17 protein-coding genes are annotated in these 14,480 nt (G+C 72.7%); 9 read left to right on the forward strand and 8 right to left on the reverse strand.

Annotated features, from left to right (window positions below):
* The 5 genes from RBH18_RS38800 to RBH18_RS38820 all read left to right on the forward strand — a co-directional run.
* The coding region (locus RBH18_RS38800) for a BTAD domain-containing putative transcriptional regulator (RefSeq protein ID WP_306215500.1) at nucleotides 1-1,465 on the forward strand (1,465 nt) is incomplete at its 5' end.
* Between the two features lie 131 nt (nucleotides 1,466-1,596).
* Entirely contained in the window at nucleotides 1,597-2,154 is a 558-nt protein-coding gene (locus tag RBH18_RS38805; RefSeq protein ID WP_306215501.1) for a PadR family transcriptional regulator, read from the forward strand.
* A 2-nt stretch (nucleotides 2,155-2,156) separates the two neighbouring features.
* Nucleotides 2,157-2,591 carry a nitroreductase family deazaflavin-dependent oxidoreductase gene (locus tag RBH18_RS38810; RefSeq protein WP_306215502.1) on the forward strand — a complete coding sequence of 145 codons (435 nt, stop codon included), beginning with the start codon at nucleotides 2,157-2,159 and terminating at the stop codon, nucleotides 2,589-2,591.
* Between the two features lie 137 nt (nucleotides 2,592-2,728).
* Nucleotides 2,729-3,592 (forward strand): helix-turn-helix transcriptional regulator, encoded by an 864-nt coding sequence (locus tag RBH18_RS38815; RefSeq protein WP_306215503.1) that lies wholly within the window; start codon nucleotides 2,729-2,731, stop codon nucleotides 3,590-3,592.
* Complete coding sequence (locus RBH18_RS38820; protein WP_306215504.1) at nucleotides 3,589-3,939, forward strand: DUF2255 family protein; 351 nt, start codon at nucleotides 3,589-3,591, stop codon at nucleotides 3,937-3,939. The genes RBH18_RS38815 and RBH18_RS38820 overlap by 4 nt, the downstream gene beginning before the upstream one ends.
* Here RBH18_RS38820 and RBH18_RS38825 read toward each other — a convergent pair.
* A complete protein-coding gene (locus RBH18_RS38825; RefSeq protein WP_306215505.1) occupies nucleotides 3,925-4,329 on the reverse strand; it encodes a (R)-mandelonitrile lyase in 405 nt (134 codons plus the stop codon). The two genes, RBH18_RS38820 and RBH18_RS38825, sit on opposite strands and share 15 nt — an antisense overlap.
* 112 nt (nucleotides 4,330-4,441) lie before the next feature.
* Here RBH18_RS38825 and RBH18_RS38830 point away from each other — a divergent pair, with 112 nt between their 5' ends.
* A complete protein-coding gene (locus RBH18_RS38830) occupies nucleotides 4,442-5,077 on the forward strand; it encodes a TetR/AcrR family transcriptional regulator (RefSeq protein WP_306215506.1) in 636 nt (211 codons plus the stop codon).
* Between the two features lie 19 nt (nucleotides 5,078-5,096).
* Nucleotides 5,097-7,490 (forward strand): MMPL family transporter, encoded by a 2,394-nt coding sequence (locus RBH18_RS38835; RefSeq protein WP_306215507.1) that lies wholly within the window; start codon nucleotides 5,097-5,099, stop codon nucleotides 7,488-7,490.
* Here RBH18_RS38835 and RBH18_RS38840 read toward each other — a convergent pair.
* Nucleotides 7,487-8,248 (reverse strand): NAD-dependent epimerase/dehydratase family protein, encoded by a 762-nt coding sequence (locus RBH18_RS38840; RefSeq protein WP_306215508.1) that lies wholly within the window; start codon nucleotides 8,246-8,248, stop codon nucleotides 7,487-7,489. The two genes, RBH18_RS38835 and RBH18_RS38840, sit on opposite strands and share 4 nt — an antisense overlap.
* 30 nt (nucleotides 8,249-8,278) lie before the next feature.
* Here RBH18_RS38840 and RBH18_RS38845 point away from each other — a divergent pair, with 30 nt between their 5' ends.
* A complete protein-coding gene (locus RBH18_RS38845; protein WP_306215509.1) occupies nucleotides 8,279-8,650 on the forward strand; it encodes a hypothetical protein in 372 nt (123 codons plus the stop codon).
* Between the two features lie 61 nt (nucleotides 8,651-8,711).
* On the opposite strand, the gene RBH18_RS38850 is transcribed toward RBH18_RS38845, so the two are convergent.
* The 6 genes from RBH18_RS38850 to RBH18_RS38875 all read right to left on the reverse strand — a co-directional run bounded on the left by RBH18_RS38850 (nucleotide 8,712) and on the right by RBH18_RS38875 (nucleotide 14,134).
* Nucleotides 8,712-9,164 carry a GNAT family N-acetyltransferase gene (locus RBH18_RS38850; protein WP_306215510.1) on the reverse strand — a complete coding sequence of 151 codons (453 nt, stop codon included), beginning with the start codon at nucleotides 9,162-9,164 and terminating at the stop codon, nucleotides 8,712-8,714.
* Nucleotides 9,161-11,131 (reverse strand): NAD-dependent DNA ligase LigA, encoded by a 1,971-nt coding sequence (ligA, locus tag RBH18_RS38855; RefSeq protein ID WP_306215511.1) that lies wholly within the window; start codon nucleotides 11,129-11,131, stop codon nucleotides 9,161-9,163. Before ligA ends, RBH18_RS38850 begins: the two co-directional genes overlap by 4 nt.
* A gap of 216 nt (nucleotides 11,132-11,347) precedes the next feature.
* On the reverse strand, nucleotides 11,348-12,283 hold the full coding sequence (locus RBH18_RS38860; RefSeq protein WP_306215516.1) for a PDR/VanB family oxidoreductase: 936 nt from the start codon (nucleotides 12,281-12,283) through the stop codon (nucleotides 11,348-11,350).
* Between the two features lie 5 nt (nucleotides 12,284-12,288).
* Nucleotides 12,289-12,645: a cupin domain-containing protein gene (locus RBH18_RS38865; RefSeq protein ID WP_306215512.1), complete on the reverse strand. Its 357-nt coding sequence runs from the start codon at nucleotides 12,643-12,645 to the stop codon at nucleotides 12,289-12,291.
* An 82-nt stretch (nucleotides 12,646-12,727) separates the two neighbouring features.
* Nucleotides 12,728-13,810, reverse strand: a complete 1,083-nt coding sequence (locus RBH18_RS38870) for a M24 family metallopeptidase (protein WP_306215513.1) — start codon at nucleotides 13,808-13,810, stop codon at nucleotides 12,728-12,730.
* Between the two features lie 15 nt (nucleotides 13,811-13,825).
* Nucleotides 13,826-14,134: a response regulator transcription factor gene (locus tag RBH18_RS38875; protein ID WP_306215514.1), complete on the reverse strand. Its 309-nt coding sequence runs from the start codon at nucleotides 14,132-14,134 to the stop codon at nucleotides 13,826-13,828.
* A gap of 14 nt (nucleotides 14,135-14,148) precedes the next feature.
* Between RBH18_RS38875 and RBH18_RS38880 the strand changes: the two genes are divergently transcribed.
* On the forward strand, nucleotides 14,149-14,480 hold a 332-nt coding region (locus RBH18_RS38880; RefSeq protein ID WP_306215515.1), incomplete at its 3' end, for a glycosyltransferase.

Here is a 14,480-nt window from a genome sequence, read left to right on the forward strand (position 1 = left end):
GGGAGGCGCCAGAAGATGCGTCGCCGGCGAGCCCCTCGCCGCCCGCCTCACCAGCCTGGAGGAGAGCCGGTTGCGGGCGCTGGAGCTGTTCAGCGACGCGAAGCTGCGCCTGGGCCGGCACGCCGAGCTGATCAGCGACCTGAAGACCCTGACCGCGGAGAACCCGTTGCACGAGGGCTTCCACACCCGCCTGATGATCACGCTCTACCGGGCCGGGCGCCGCACCGAGGCGCTGGACGTCTACCACAAGCTGCGCCGGGTCCTCTGCGACGACCTCGGGCTGGATCCCTCCCCCGTGGTCGACCGCACCTATCAGGCGCTGATCTCGTCGGATCCGGCGCTGGAGGCGGACTTCCCGGCGGCCGGCACCGGGGCGGTCACGCTCCGCGGGCTCGGCTCCCCCGCGCAGCTGCCGCCCGACATCGGCGACTTCGCCGGTCACGAGCGGCTGCTGGAGCGCGCGGAGCGCTGGCTGACCGGGTCGGACCACCGGACGGCGGTGCCGGTGCTGGCGGTCTCCGGCATGCCCGGCATCGGCAAGACGGCGTTCGCACTCCGGCTCGCCCATCGGCTGGCGCCCTCCTTCCCGGACGGTCAGCTCTACCACCGGCTCCGGGAGCCCGACGGCACGCAGACCAGCAGCGCCGCCGTGCTCACCAGCTTCCTGCGCGGCGCCGGGCTGTCCACCGAGGACATTCCCGATGGCGTCGACGAGCTGCAGAAGGCCTTCCGCACGTGGTGCAGCGGCCGGTCGCTGCTGCTGGTCCTCGACGACGCCGTGTCGGTGCGCCAGATCCTGCCCCTCCTGCCCGGCTACGCCCGGTGCGCCGTCGTCATCACCAGCCGGGAGCGGCTGCACGCGGTGCCCGGCGCCCGGACGGTCACCCTGTCGCCGCTCAGCCTCCAGCAGGGCTCGGAGCTCCTGGCCCAGCTGATCGGCAGGGACCGGTTCCGGGCGACGCCGGAGATGTCGGAGACGGTCGTCCGCCTGTGCGCCGGCAACCCGTCCGCCCTGCGCTGCGCCGGGGCCGCCATCGCCGCGCGCAACTGGTCGACGGCGACCTACGCGCGGCGGCTGGCCGAGAGCCGCTCCCGGCTCGACGAGTTCGCGATGGGCGACGAGGACCTGCGGTCGCGCTTCGCCGCCTCCTTCCGCACCCTCGACGCCGGCGAGCAGCTGGTCTTCACCACCGTGGCCGGGCTCGCGGGGCCGGAGTTCACGGCCGCCCAGATCGCCGAGGCCGCCCGGCTGTCGCCCGACATCGCGGATCTGATCCTGCTCAAGCTCGTCGACCGCAACCTGGTCGACACCGTCCCGGGCGGGCCGCCACCGCGGTACGCGATGCCCGAGCTTCTCCGGCTCTATGCCGCGGAACTGGCCGCCGCCCCGGAGGGCGAGGCCCCGGGCGACCGGCACGTCCTGATGCTCGGGGGACTGTCCCGCCGCGCCCATCTCGGCGTCTGAGCACCCCCCTCGCTGCTTCCGAGACCTTGGCAGGATCATGCCTGCGGTATAGTCGAGTTCGGTTATTCGACCTCGGTTGACCCCCCATCTCCGAAAGCCGGCTCGTGCGCGCACTGAACACACCCTTGACCATGGCGGTCCTCGCCCTGCTGCGCGAGCGGCCCCGGCATCCCTACGAGATGCAGGCGCTGCTTCGCGAGCGCCAGGTGGGGGCCGTCGTCAAGATCCGCGGCGGCTCGCTGTACGACACGGTGCAGCGCTCGCTCAAGGCCGGGCTCGTCGAGCCGGTCGACCGCACCCGCTCCGGAGCGCGCCCGGAGCGCACGGTCTACGCCCTCACCGACGCGGGCGCCGACCTGTTGCACACCCTCGTCCGCGGCTCCGTGGCCGAGGTCCGTCCCGAATATCCCGTCTTCCCCGCCGGCCTGGCCCACATCCTGCACCTCGAGCGGGCGGAGGCGGTCGAGCTGCTCCACGAGCGGTGCCGGGCCCTGGAGAAGATCGTGGAGGAGAACGCGAGCGCCCTGGCCGCCGCCCGCGAGTCCGGCGTTCCCCCGGTGGTCCTGCTCGAGGCGGACCACGGCATGCTCCTGCGCCGCACCGAGATCGGGTGGCTGCGGGAGACGGCTCTGGCCATAGAGGACGGCACCGTCGACTGGGCCGTCCCCCCGACCACGCCCCAGGAGTGACGATGTCCTTCCCGCCCAGATCGCTCAAGTTCGCCAACAAGATCATCATCGGCCTCCAGCGCATCGGGCTGCCGATCGGCACCATGCACCTGATCACCGTCCCGGGCCGCAAGAGCGGTCAGCCGCGCACCACGCCCGTCTCACCGCTGACGGTCGACGGTCACCGCTACATCATCGGCGGCTACGCCAAGGGCGACTGGGTCAAGAACGCCCGGGCGGCCGGCTCGGCCGTCCTGTCCCGCGGGCGCAAGCAGGAGCGCGTCCGGCTGGTGGAGATCCCCGAGCAGGAGCGGGTGCCGGTGCTGCGCGCCTTCCCCCGGGAGGTGCCGCACGGCGTGCCGATGTTCGTCAAGACCGGCGTGGTCCCGGACGCGACGCCCGACGGGTTCGCCTCGGCGGCGCCGAATGTCGCCGTGTTCCGCATCGAGAGCGCCTGATCGGGGGCGGCACAGCGCCCGACGGACCCGACCGAGATCCTGCCGTAGACCCCGCCGAGCAGACCCCCGGGCATTCCGCCGAGACGTGTACCAGCAGTGTCTCGCTGGCGCGCCCGGGTCGTCGTACCGTCGGAGGGGTGAACAACCGAGCCGAAGTGCGCGACTTCCTCACGTCACGCCGCGCGAAGATCACCCCGGAGCGGGCCGGCGTCCCGGTCGCCGGGCAACGCCGCGTGCCGGGGTTGCGGCGGGGCGAGGTGGCGGCGCTCGCCGGAATGAGCGTCGAGTACTACGCGAAGCTGGAGCGCGGCGCGCTGGCCGGGGTGTCCGCCGGGGTGCTCGAGGCGATCGCGCGGGCCCTGCAGCTCGACGACGCCGAGCGCGCCCACCTGATGCGGCTGGCGCAGGAGGCCAACGGCAGCGGCTCGTTGCTGCGGCGCCCCGGCCGGCCCAAGCAGTGGACCGTGCGGCCGAGCCTGCAGTGGTCCCTCGACGCGATCACCGCGCCGGCGATCCTGGTCAACGGCCGCGCCGACCTGCTGGCCGCCAACCACCTGGGCCGCGCGATGCACAGCGATCTCTTCGCCGACCCGGCCACCCCGCCGAACTTCGCGCGGTTCACGTTCCTGAGCAGCGCGGCGCACCGGTTCTATCCCGACTGGGAGCGCTTCGCGGACATGACGGTGGCCAACCTGCGGACGGCGGCCGGCGTCGACCCGCACAACAAGGAGCTGCACGACCTGGTCGGCGAGCTGTCCACGCGCAGCGACGACTTCCGGCGGCGGTGGGGCGCGCACAACGTCCGCATCCACGGCACGGGCGTCAAGCATTTCCGCCATCACGTGGTGGGAGACCTTGAGCTGGCGTACGAGAGCATGGAGCTGATCGCGGAGCAGGGCCTGATCATGACCATCTACGCCGCCGAACCCGACTCCCCGACCGCCCACGCGCTGACGTTGCTGGCGTCGTGGGCGGCCACCACCGAGCCGGTCTCGTCATGAGCTGGGCGGACCTCGGCGCGAGCCACGAGATCGATGTCATCGTGGCGGCACCGGGGCGCCCCGATGTGCGTACGCCGATCTGGGTCGTGGCAGTCGGCGACGAGCTCTATGTGCGCTCGTGGAAGGGCGAGGGCGGCCTGTGGTACCGGCGGGCCCTCAAACACGGCGCGGGTACGGTCGTCGCGGGTGACGAACGTTACGCGGTGCGCTTCACCCCGGCCGGTGAGCCCGGGGTGAACGCGCAGATCGACGAAGCGTTCCGCGGCAAGTACGGCACTTCTCCGTACACGGAAGCCATGACCGAGCCCCCGGCCGCGGGCACCACCCTGCGGTTAGACCGCCTCTGACCCGTAGACCCCATCGGGTACGGGCTCCAGCCACGTGGTCGGGTCGCTCCCGTCCTCGTTCGCTTCCAGCATGGCCAGGTGGCTCATGAAGGTGTCCGGGCCGGCGCCGTGCCAGTGCTCCTCGCCGGGCGGGCAGACCACGGTCTCGCCGGCGTGGATCCGGAGCACCCGGCCGTCGCGGGTGCCGACCAGGCCGGCGCCCTCGGTGACGTGCAGGGTCTGGCCGACGGCGTGCGAGTGCCAGTTGGTGCGGGCTCCGGGCGTGAAGCGGACGAGTGCCACGGTCATCCGTGACGGGCCGGTGCCGGAGTAGATCGGGGTCAGGTAGACGTCGCCGGTGAACGCCGCGGCGGGCGTCCGCACCGTGGGACGGACGGGCAAGAGTTCCATATGTCCAGCTAACTCCCTCGCGCGGGCCGCCGACAGGTTCTCCTGAGGGGTGTATCACCAGGGCACCCCTCAGTTTGCGTCGGGTGCAACGATGCACTTAGTGTAAGTAGTCATGATGGTCGAGGCCGTACCGCCCGATCGCCGGGCAGCGCTCAAGGCGCGGCACCGGCGGGCGATCCTCGACGCCGCCAAGGCGCTGATCACCGAGGGCGGCACGGCCCGGTTCAGCGTCGACCAGCTCGCCGAGCGGGCCGACATCTCCCGGCGCACGATCTTCAACCATTTCGCCTCGATCGACGACGTCGTCACGACCGTCTGCACCGAGGTGCTCGGCGCGGTGATCGACACCTTCCGGAGGCAGGTCACCACCACGCCCGTCGAGCAGGGCAGCCGCACGGCGATGTTCGCGACCGTCACCGCCGCCCTGCGCGCCACGGACATCTCCGGGCTCATCGGCTTCCTCTACCGGGCGCTCGGCGGGTTCGGCACCGGTGACCCGCGGCCGCAGCAGATCTTTCAAGCCACTTTTTCCCGTACGACCGATGAGCTCGCCCACGAGCTGGCCGAGCGCAACGCCGACCTGGACCCCCTCGAGGCCGAGTTGCTCGTCAGCTCGCTCATGCACGGCATCGAGGTGATCGCCCACCACTGGCTCGCCGAGACCAGTGCCGACACCGGCGCGGCCGCCCGGGCCCGCTGGGACGAGCTGCTCGACCGGCTCGTCGCAAGCATCCGCAAGGGCTACTAGCAGAAAGTTCTGATCTCCCGTGGCTGAATTGCTGTATCGCCTCGGGCGCTTCGGCGCCCGGCGGGCGTGGGCGGTGCTCGTCTCCTGGATCGTGATCCTGGGGCTGGCCGTCGGCGCCTACTTCGCCTTCGGCGGCACCTTGTCGTCGCAGGTCACCATCCCCGGCACGGCGACCGCCAAGGTCACCGACCAGCTCGCGCAGAAGTTCCCGAGCGCCAGCGGTGGCAGCGGCACCATCGTGTTCCACACCGCGAACGGCGCGGCCTTCACCGACGAGCAGAAGTCGGCCATCGGGACGCTTCTCACGAGCACCGGCGAGCTGAGCGGCGTCGCGGGCACCACCGACCCGTTCGTCACCCAGGAGCAGGCCGCCAAGCGGGCCGCCGAGGTCCAGGCGGGCGCGCAGAAGATCGCGGCGGGCCGCACCCGGCTGGAGCAGGCGCAGCAGCAGCTCGACGCCCTGCCCGGCGCCCCGGCCGCCCAGCAGACCGCGCTCGACCAGCAGAAGGCCGAGCTCGACGCGCAGGACACGCAGCTCAAGCAGTCGCAGCAGCTGCTCGCCATGTCCTCGAAGGTCCGGCTGGTCGCCGAGGACAACACCACGGCGGTCGCGGCCGTGTCGTTCGACAAGCCGCAGATGGACGTCACACCGGAGACCAAGGAAGGCGTCGTCGACCACGTGACCGGCGGCGTCCCGGCCGGCGTGGAGGCCGACTTCTCCAACGAGATCACCCAGAGCGTCCCGCAGGTGCTCGGCGTCGGTGAGGTCGCCGGTCTGGTGGTCGCCGCCATCACGCTGCTGGTCATGCTCGGCACCGTGATCGCCGCCGCCCTGCCGCTGGTCAGCGCGCTGGTCGGCGTGGGCGTGGGCGTCACCGCGTCGCTGGCGATGTCCGGCGTCGTGGACATGCTCTCGATCACCCCGGTGCTCGGCGTCATGCTCGGCCTCGCGGTCGGCATCGACTACAGCCTCTTCATCCTCAACCGGCACCGCCGCCAGCTGCTCAACGGCGTGGAGCTGCACGAGTCCATCGGGCTGGCCAACGGCACCTCGGGCAACGCGGTCGTCTTCGCCGGCGCCACGGTGCTGGTCGCGCTGCTGGCCCTCAACGTCACCGGCATCGGCTTCCTCGGCATGATGGGCACCGTCGGCGCGATCTGCGTCGCCGTCTCGGTCATCATCGCGGTCACGCTGACCCCGGCACTGCTGTCGCTGCTGGGCACCCGCATCCTCAGCCGTAAGGCGCGCGCGGCCGTCGGGCACGTCGACGCCATGAAGGCCCCGACCGAGGCCATGGGCACCGGTCGCGCCGTGCTGACCGCGGTCGCCGCCCTGGCCGCCCTGCTGGTCATCGCGCTGCCCGCGCTGTCGATGCGGCTCGGCCTGCCGGACGGGTCGTCGGAGTCCGAGGACTCCACGCAGTACCAGGCGTACAAGATCGTGGAGGACAAGTTCGGCGCCGGCGTCAACGGGCCGCTCCTGGTGGTGGCGGCCTTCCCGGCCCCGGTCACGGATTCCCTGGGTGAGCAGGTTCGCGTCGGCAGCCGGCTGCTCGCCGCCGACGACGTCACCGCCGTCGCCCCGATCGGCCTGTCCGAGGACAAGACGCTGATCGCGTTCCAGGTGATCCCGACCGGCGGCCCGACGTCGGAGTCGACCGAGCAATTGGTGCGGGACCTGCGCGGCCTGTCCCCGCTCGACGGCAACGTGCAGCTCGGCGTGGCGGGCAGCGCGAGCGGCAACATCGACATCTCGGAGCAGCTGTCCGACGCGCTCCCGCTCTATCTGGGCGTCGTACTCGGCTTGTCGCTGATCATCTTGATCTTCGTCTTCCGGTCGCTGCTCGTGCCGCTGACGGCGACGCTGGGCTTCGTGCTGTCGCTGTTCGCCACGTTCGGCGCGATCACGGCGATCTTCCAGTGGGGCTGGCTCGGCGCGGTGTTCGGCATCCACGACCCGGGTCCGATCCTGAGCTTCCTGCCGACCATCCTGATCGGCATCCTGTTCGGCCTGGCGATGGACTACCAGCTCTTCCTGGTGTCGGGCATGCGGGAGGCGTACGCCCACGGCGCCCCGGCCCGGCTCGCCGTCCGCCAGGGCGTGCACGCCGGTCGCACCGTGGTCACCGCGGCGGCGATCATCATGATCTCCGTCTTCGGCGGCTTCATCTTCAGCCACACGGCGATGATCCGGTCGCTCGGCTTCGGCCTGGCCTTCGGTGTCCTCGCCGACGCCTTCCTGGTCCGCATGCTGCTGATCCCCGCGATCATGCACCTGCTCGGCAGGTCCGCCTGGTGGATCCCGCGCTGGCTCGACCGCATCCTCCCCAACGTGGACGTGGAGGGCGCCGCCCTCGAGCGCAGCCACCCTGTGGTCCACGAGCCGCGCGAGCCCGCCGAGGCGCTCCGCTAGCCGCGCTCGGCGCCGCCCAGCGGGCTGGTTGCCATGGTGCCGCCGACCAGGCGGTGCTCCGGAAGGGTCAGGTCCGGCTCACCGAGCCGGGCCGCCCATTTCTCCGCGTCGTCCCGCGGCTCGTAGCCGATCGCGCGCCCGCCCGCCGCCGACCACCAGCGGCGGGTGTTCGCCGAGACGCCCCAGACCAGCCGCCAGCCGGTCGCCGTCAGCGCCGCCTCCACCAGCCGGGCCGCGTCGTCCGGGGAGAGCCAGACCGACAGGTCCCGCGCGTCGGCCGGCGTCTCCTTGCAGGCACCGATGCGCAGGCAGATCACGTGCAGCCCGTACCGGTCGTGGTAAAGCCGCCCGAGCGACTCCATCGCCGCCTTGCTCCAGCCGTAGTACGAGTCGGGACGCGCCGGCACGTCGTCCGGCAGGTCGTCCCGGCGCTCCTCCAGCCCGGCGGCATGGTTGCTCGACGCGAGGACCACCCGGGGCACGCCGAGCCTGCGGGCGGCGTCGAGGACCCGCTCGGTGCCGCGCACATTGACCGCGAGCACGTCCTCGAAGGGTCCCTCGCCCGCGATCCCGCCCAGGTGCACGACGGCGTCGACGCCCCGGCAGGCCCGCTCGACCGCCGCCCCGTCGGTGACGTCGAGCGCCCTCACGCCCGCCCCCGCCCGTACGTCGGTGAGCCGCAGCTCGTGCCCGGTCAGCCGCGCCCGCAGCATCGTGCCGATCGCCCCGCCGGCGCCGGTGATCAGGATCTTCGCCATGCTCCTCGGTCCCTGCGCTAGTCTTCGCCGATGTCCGCTGCCAACGATGCCCTCGCCCTGATCCTCGACCGCGGAGCGGCCGCCGGCGACTCCGACACGCTCGTCGCCGCCATCGTCGACGGCGGCGTCCACGTGCCGGTCGACGCCGGGGGCTCGGTCGTCTTCATCGGCGTGGACGATTCGGGCCCGGTGCTGCCCGGCTACGCCAGCGCGGCGGCCCGGGCCCGGCGGCTGCCCGAGGCCGCGGAGTCCGTCCACTGCGACGCCCTGCGGCTGCTCGACATCTGGCGGCAGACGGGCGTCGACACCCTCGCGGTCTTCGGCGACACGCAGTGGGTGAAGGTCCCGCTTCCGCTCGTCGGCGCGGAGCTGCGCCGGCGCGGGACCCGCACCGAAGGCTGAGGCGGCTCGGAGCGGTCGTGCGTGGTGTCGCGCGGGGCGGACCCGTTCACCCCCGCCGGGCTCAGGAGGGCGACCCGGCCGGCCGCAGCCGCTTGCTCAGCGCCAGCTGGGTCTTGACCGAGCTGTAGCCCTGCTTGCGGTAGAACTCGTGCGCCGCGCCCCGCTCGCTGCCCGAGCGCAGGTGCACGACCTCGATGCCGTTGCCCGCCGCCCACTCCTCGGCGTGCCGCAGCAGCGCACCGCCCACGCCGCCGCCCTGATGGCCGGGGTCGACGGCGAGCCCCGCGATCTCCGCCCGCTGCCCGACGATGAGGCTGTGACTGCGGTAGACGTGACACCAGCCGCACACCCGCCCCTCGTCCACCGCGACGAGAACCGCGTCTCCCGCCGGCAGCTCCCTGATCCGCCGCTCCACCTCGGCCGCGGTGACCTCGTAGCCCATCGCCGCGATCAACGGCACCAGACCCGCGGCGTCATCGGCCGTCGCCGGCCGCACCTCGATCGTCATGCTCATCCCTCCAGCATCCGCGCGAACTCGGCCGGGTCGATCACCGGGACACCGAGCTTCGCCGCCTTCACGGCCTTGGTCGTGGTCGTCTCCGAGGTGATCAGGGCCGTCGTCGACGCCGACACGCTACCGGAGGCACGACCGCCCAGCTCCTCGATGCGCTCGCTGACCGTGGTGCGCGTGTAGCCCGGGACGCTGCCGCTCACCACGTACGTCCGGCCCTCGAGGGGCTTCTCCCCCGCCGTCTCCGGCACGCTCATGGTGACGCCCGCCGCGGCGAGGCGGTCGATGACGCCGGCCATGGCGGCGAGGCCGTCGACGACGTGCTGGGCCTTGATCAGCCCCATCTTGTCGATCTCGGCGATCTCCTCGACCGTGGCGGCGCGCAGCGCGTCCATGCTCTTGAAGCGGGCGGCGAGCCAGCGGCCCACGCTGCGCCCGGTCATCCGGATGCCCAGCCCGGTGATCACCCGGTTGAACGGCTGGGTCTTGCTGTGCTCCAGCGAGGCGATCACCTTGGCGGCGTTGAGCCTGCCGAGCAGCACCACGCCGCCGGCCTTGGTGCTGCCGACGGGCAGCTCGGCCAGCTGGTCCTCGGTGAGCGAGTAGAGGTCGGCGACATCGGTGGCCAGGCCGGCGTCGACCAGGGCGACACACAGCGCCTCGCCCGCGCCCTCGACGTCCAGGGCCTCGCGGCTGCACCAGTACTCCAGGGCGCTCACGGCGCTGCACGAGGCGGTGTGGCAGCGCCAGAGCAGGCTGGCCTTGTCCCACGGCTCGCCGCACTGCGGGCAGGTCCCGGGCGGCGTCCAGAGGGTGAGGCCGTGCGGCTGCTCGCCGATGGGGGCGGTGACGCGCGGGATCACGTCGCCGGCGCGCCACACGGCGACGGTCTGGCCGATCGCGAGCCCCTGCTCCTCGACGAAGCGGGGATTGTGCAGCGTCGCGTAGGTGATCGTCGTCCCGTCCACGAACACCGGGTCGAGCACGGCGCGCAACGAGATGCGCCCGGTGCGCCCGACGCGCACCTCGATGTCGCGCAGCACCGTCGAGCCCGTGTCGGCGGGGTACTTGAAGGCGGCCGCCCAGTAGGGCGTGCGGCTGCCCGAGCCGAGCCGCCGGCGCGTCGACTCCAGGTCGGCGGTCAGCACGGCGCCGTCGATCGGGAAGTCGAGGCCACGGCGCAACTCCCCGATCCGGGCGACGGCGGCCAGTGCGGCCTCCGCGTCCCCGGCGACCTGGACCTCCCCGGTGGCGAGCCGCCCGGCCGGCGGGAACCCGAGCTCCGCGGCGGCGGCCATGCGCTCGCGGTGCGAGGCGAAATCCCCCGAGATGTCGTACGCCGAAAAGGTCATCGGCGCCTCGTAGCCGCGATCGGCGGCGCGGATCGACCCGGCCACCGCGCCCCGCGAGTTGATGAACGCCTTGCCGCCGGCCGCGACCCTGTTCGCCGAGGCGGCCTCGAAGTCGCCGACCGTCATGTAGATCTCGCCCCGCACCTCGCCGGTCCACGCCGTCGCCAGCCGGCCGGGCAGGCCCGCGATGCCGCGCAGCACCTGGGCCGTCACGTTCTCCCCGGTGCTGCCGTCGCCGCGCAGCGCGGCCAGGACGAGCCGCCCCGCCGCATAGGCCACCCGGATCGCGAGCCCGTCGAGCTTGACCTCCACGAGGCACGGGTCGCCGCCGAGGCTCGCGACGAAGGCCCGCACCTCCTCCTCGCCGGTGACCTTGGCGAGCGACATCATCGGCTCCGGATGCCGCACGTCGCCGCCGCTGGACACGCCCGCCGCGACCCGGGTCGTCACCCCGCGGTCGTCCCACTCGGGGTGCGCCCGCTTCGCCTCGGCGATGCCGTCGAGCAGAGCGTCGTACTCCGCGTCGGTCATCAGCACGTCGCCGGTGTCATAGTACGACTTCGCGGCGGCCTGCACCCGGTCGACAGCGGCGGCGAAGCCCGCCTCGGAGAGAGTCATGCCGACAACCTACGGCCCGGGTACGACAAATCCCGTCCCGCGTCGCGGGGACGCTGTGGCGGCCCCGCGTGCTCGGCCTCGTGCGGGATCGCGGACGTGCACCGCTTCCCGTGCCGGCGGCCACACCGGCGCCGGGCCCGAGCGTCCACATCGGCCGGTGCAGGGCCACGCCGAGGGTGACCACGAGACACCGGGACTTCGCGGCGCCGCGGATCCTCAGAGATCGAGGGTGAGGCGGGGCCCCCGGGCGCGCGAGACGCAGATCATCATGCAGGAGTTCTCGGCCTTCTCCTGCTTCGTCAGCACGTAGTCGCGGTGGTCGACCTCGCCGGCCAGCACCTTGGTCTCGCAGCTGCCGCAGATGCCCTCCTCACAGTCGCTGAGCACGTCGATCCCGGCCCCGGTGACCACCTCGAGCGCGCTGCGATCGGCCGGAACGACCAGCTCCATCCCGGAACGTTCCAGCCGTACGAGAAATGTCCCGGGGTCCTCGGCGGCCGCCAGGGCGGGCGCCTCGAAGTATTCGGCGCGCAGCTGGGACCCGAGGCCGCGGGCTTCGAGCGCCGCGCGCGCGTCCTCGATGAGTGCGGCCGGCCCGCAGACGTAGACCAGCGCGCCGGGTGCCAGATCGCCGAGCAGCTCGGACATCGGCGGGCGGCCTGTCGTGGCGGTCTCGTGGACAGTTGCCGGGGTGCCCAGAGCCCGGACGCGGTCCAGAAACGGCATGCGCTTTGTCTCGCGGCCGAGGTAGGCCAGGCGCCAGGGCTTGCCGGCGCGGGCCAGCTGCTCCGCCATGGGGAGCAGCGGCGTGATGCCGACACCGCCGGCCACGAGGACGACCTGCGGCGCGGGCTCCAGCGCGAAATGGTTCTTGATGCCGCGTACGGGGATCCTGTCGCCCGGGCGCAGGGTCCGATGCACCCAGGACGACCCGCCGCGACCGGCCGGGTCGTGCCGCACGGCGACCGTGAGGGATCCCGCAGCCGGGTCGCCGCACAGCGAGTACTGGCGGACGGTGCCGTCGCCCACCACGAGGTCGGCGTGGGCCCCGGGCGTCCACTCGGGCAAGGCGGCGCCGGTGGGGTCCACCAGCTCGACCGTCAGCACGTCGTCGGCCTCGAGGGTGAGGCCGCGCACCATGAGCTCCCGCATGTCCGTCACGGCTTGTAGACCACGTAGACCTTGCGCAGGCGCTCGGTCACGACCCACTCGCCGCGCCAGCCGATCGGGAAGTAGGCCGTCGTCCCGGCGGTCACCTCGACCGGCTCGCCGCCGTCCTCGGTGACGACCATGCGCCCGGCGAGGACGTGGATGATCTCGCCGCGGGTCACGAACTCCCAGCGTGAGGTGCCCGGCTCGGACTCCCAGATGCCGGAGACCACCCGACGGTCCTCGGTCGCGAAGTCCACCCGGCTGCGGACCGTGATCTCGCCGCTGAGCGGCTCGGCGCTGGGCGGCCCGAGCAGCGACTCCTGCAGGCCGGCCGCCTCGACCGGACGGTTGACGAGCGTCATGCGAACCCCCTGGACACAAACCAGCTCGGATTGGATCCCAAGACTGTATCCGTGGATCCGGCGGGCCGCCAGTGGCGCAATCTCAGAGGTGCACGAGGTCCGTGGACGTGGTGTTGAGCCGCCGGGCCCCGGAGGGCGTGCACACGACGATGTCCTCGATGCGGGCCCCGTACGCGCCGGGGCGGTAGATGCCCGGCTCGATCGAGAACGTCGTCCCGGCCACGAGCGGCTCGGCGTTGCCCGTGACGATGTAGGGCTCCTCGTGCGTGTCGAGGCCGATCCCGTGCCCCGTACGGTGCACGAACAGCTCGCCGTACCCGTGCGCGGCGATGTGGTCGCGGGCCGCCGCGTCCACCGCCTCGGCCGGCACGCCCGGACGCACGGCCGCCACCGCCGCTCGCTGCGCCTCCTGCAGCACCGCGTACATCTCCGCGAAGCCGGGTGGCGCCGAGGGCCCGACGACGTACGTGCGGGTGCAGTCGGAGCAGTAGCCGCTGGGCATCGTGCCGCCGATGTCGACGACCACCGCGTCGCCGGGCTCGATGACGCGCGGGCCGCTGGTGTGGTGCGGGCTGGCCGCGTTCGGGCCGGAGGCGACGATCACGAAGTCCGTGCGGGCGTGCCCGGCGTCGCGGACGGCCACGGCGATGTCCGCGGCGACCTCGGCCTCGGACCGCCCCGGCCGCAGCCACTGGTGCATCCGCCGGTGCACGTGATCGATGGCGCTTCCCGCGGATGTCAGTTCGGCGATCTCGGCGGCCGTCTTGACCGCTCGCAGCGGGGCCAGCGCCCGCCCGGCCACCTCCCAGCGGACCTCGGGCAGCAACCGCTGCGCGGGCACCAGATGCGCCGCCGGCATCGCGTCCACCACGCCGACCGTCCCCGTGCGGACGGCCAGGGTGTCGGCAAGCACCCGGATGAAGTCCACGCCGTCGGGATAGTCGACCAGCCGCACCGGCGCCTCCTCCGCCGCGGGACGCTCCAGGCGCGGCACGATCAGCGTCGGCTCGCCCCGGGCGGGCAGGACGAGACAGGTGAGGCGTTCCAACGGCATGGCCTCGTATCCGGTGAGGTGGACTAGGTCCGAGCCCGGCGTCACGAGCAACGCCGCCCAGCCCTGCTCGGAGACCAGCTGCCGGGCGCGCGTCAACCGGGTGTCGGGCATCTGGTCACCGTACCGTCAGCCGCGGCCCGGAACCACGAGCCCGTTCTCGTAGCCGAAGACCACGGCGTGCACCCGATCGCGCAGGCCGAGCTTGTGCAGCACCCGACTGACGTGTGTCTTGACGGTCTGCTCGGCGACGTAGAGCGTCTTGGCTATCTCGGCGTTGCTCAGCCCCATCGCCATGTGCCGCAACTCTTCCCGCTCGCGGTCGGTGAGGGCGTTCAGCGCGGCGCTCGCGGGCGGCGGGGCCGGCTGGGAGTCGAGGAAGTTCTCGATCAGGCGGCGGGTGACGCGCGGCGACAGCAGGGCCTCGCTCGCGGCCACCACCCGACCTGGACGTGGTCCTCCGGGCCTTCGCCGTGGTCCGCGAGCGGCTGGACGCCCGTCTGGTACTCGCGGGAACCGGTACGGAACAGCGTTCGCCGGCCCGGCTGGCTGCCCGCCTCGGCGTGGCGGAACACGTGTCGTTCCCCGGTTTCGTGCCCGACGCCGACCTGCCGGCCGTCTACGCCGAGGCGACCGTCTTCGTCAACGCGGGCACCGCGGAGCTGCAGAGCCTCGTCACCCTCGAGGCCATGGCCAGCGGGCGTCCCGTGGTCGGCGCCGATGCGGCCGCGCTGCCCCATCTGGTCACCGCGCTCTTCCCGCCCGGGGACAGCGCCGCTCTCGC

It is taken from the genome of Actinoplanes oryzae (assembly GCF_030757795.1).
Lineage (GTDB): Bacteria > Actinomycetota > Actinomycetes > Mycobacteriales > Micromonosporaceae > Actinoplanes.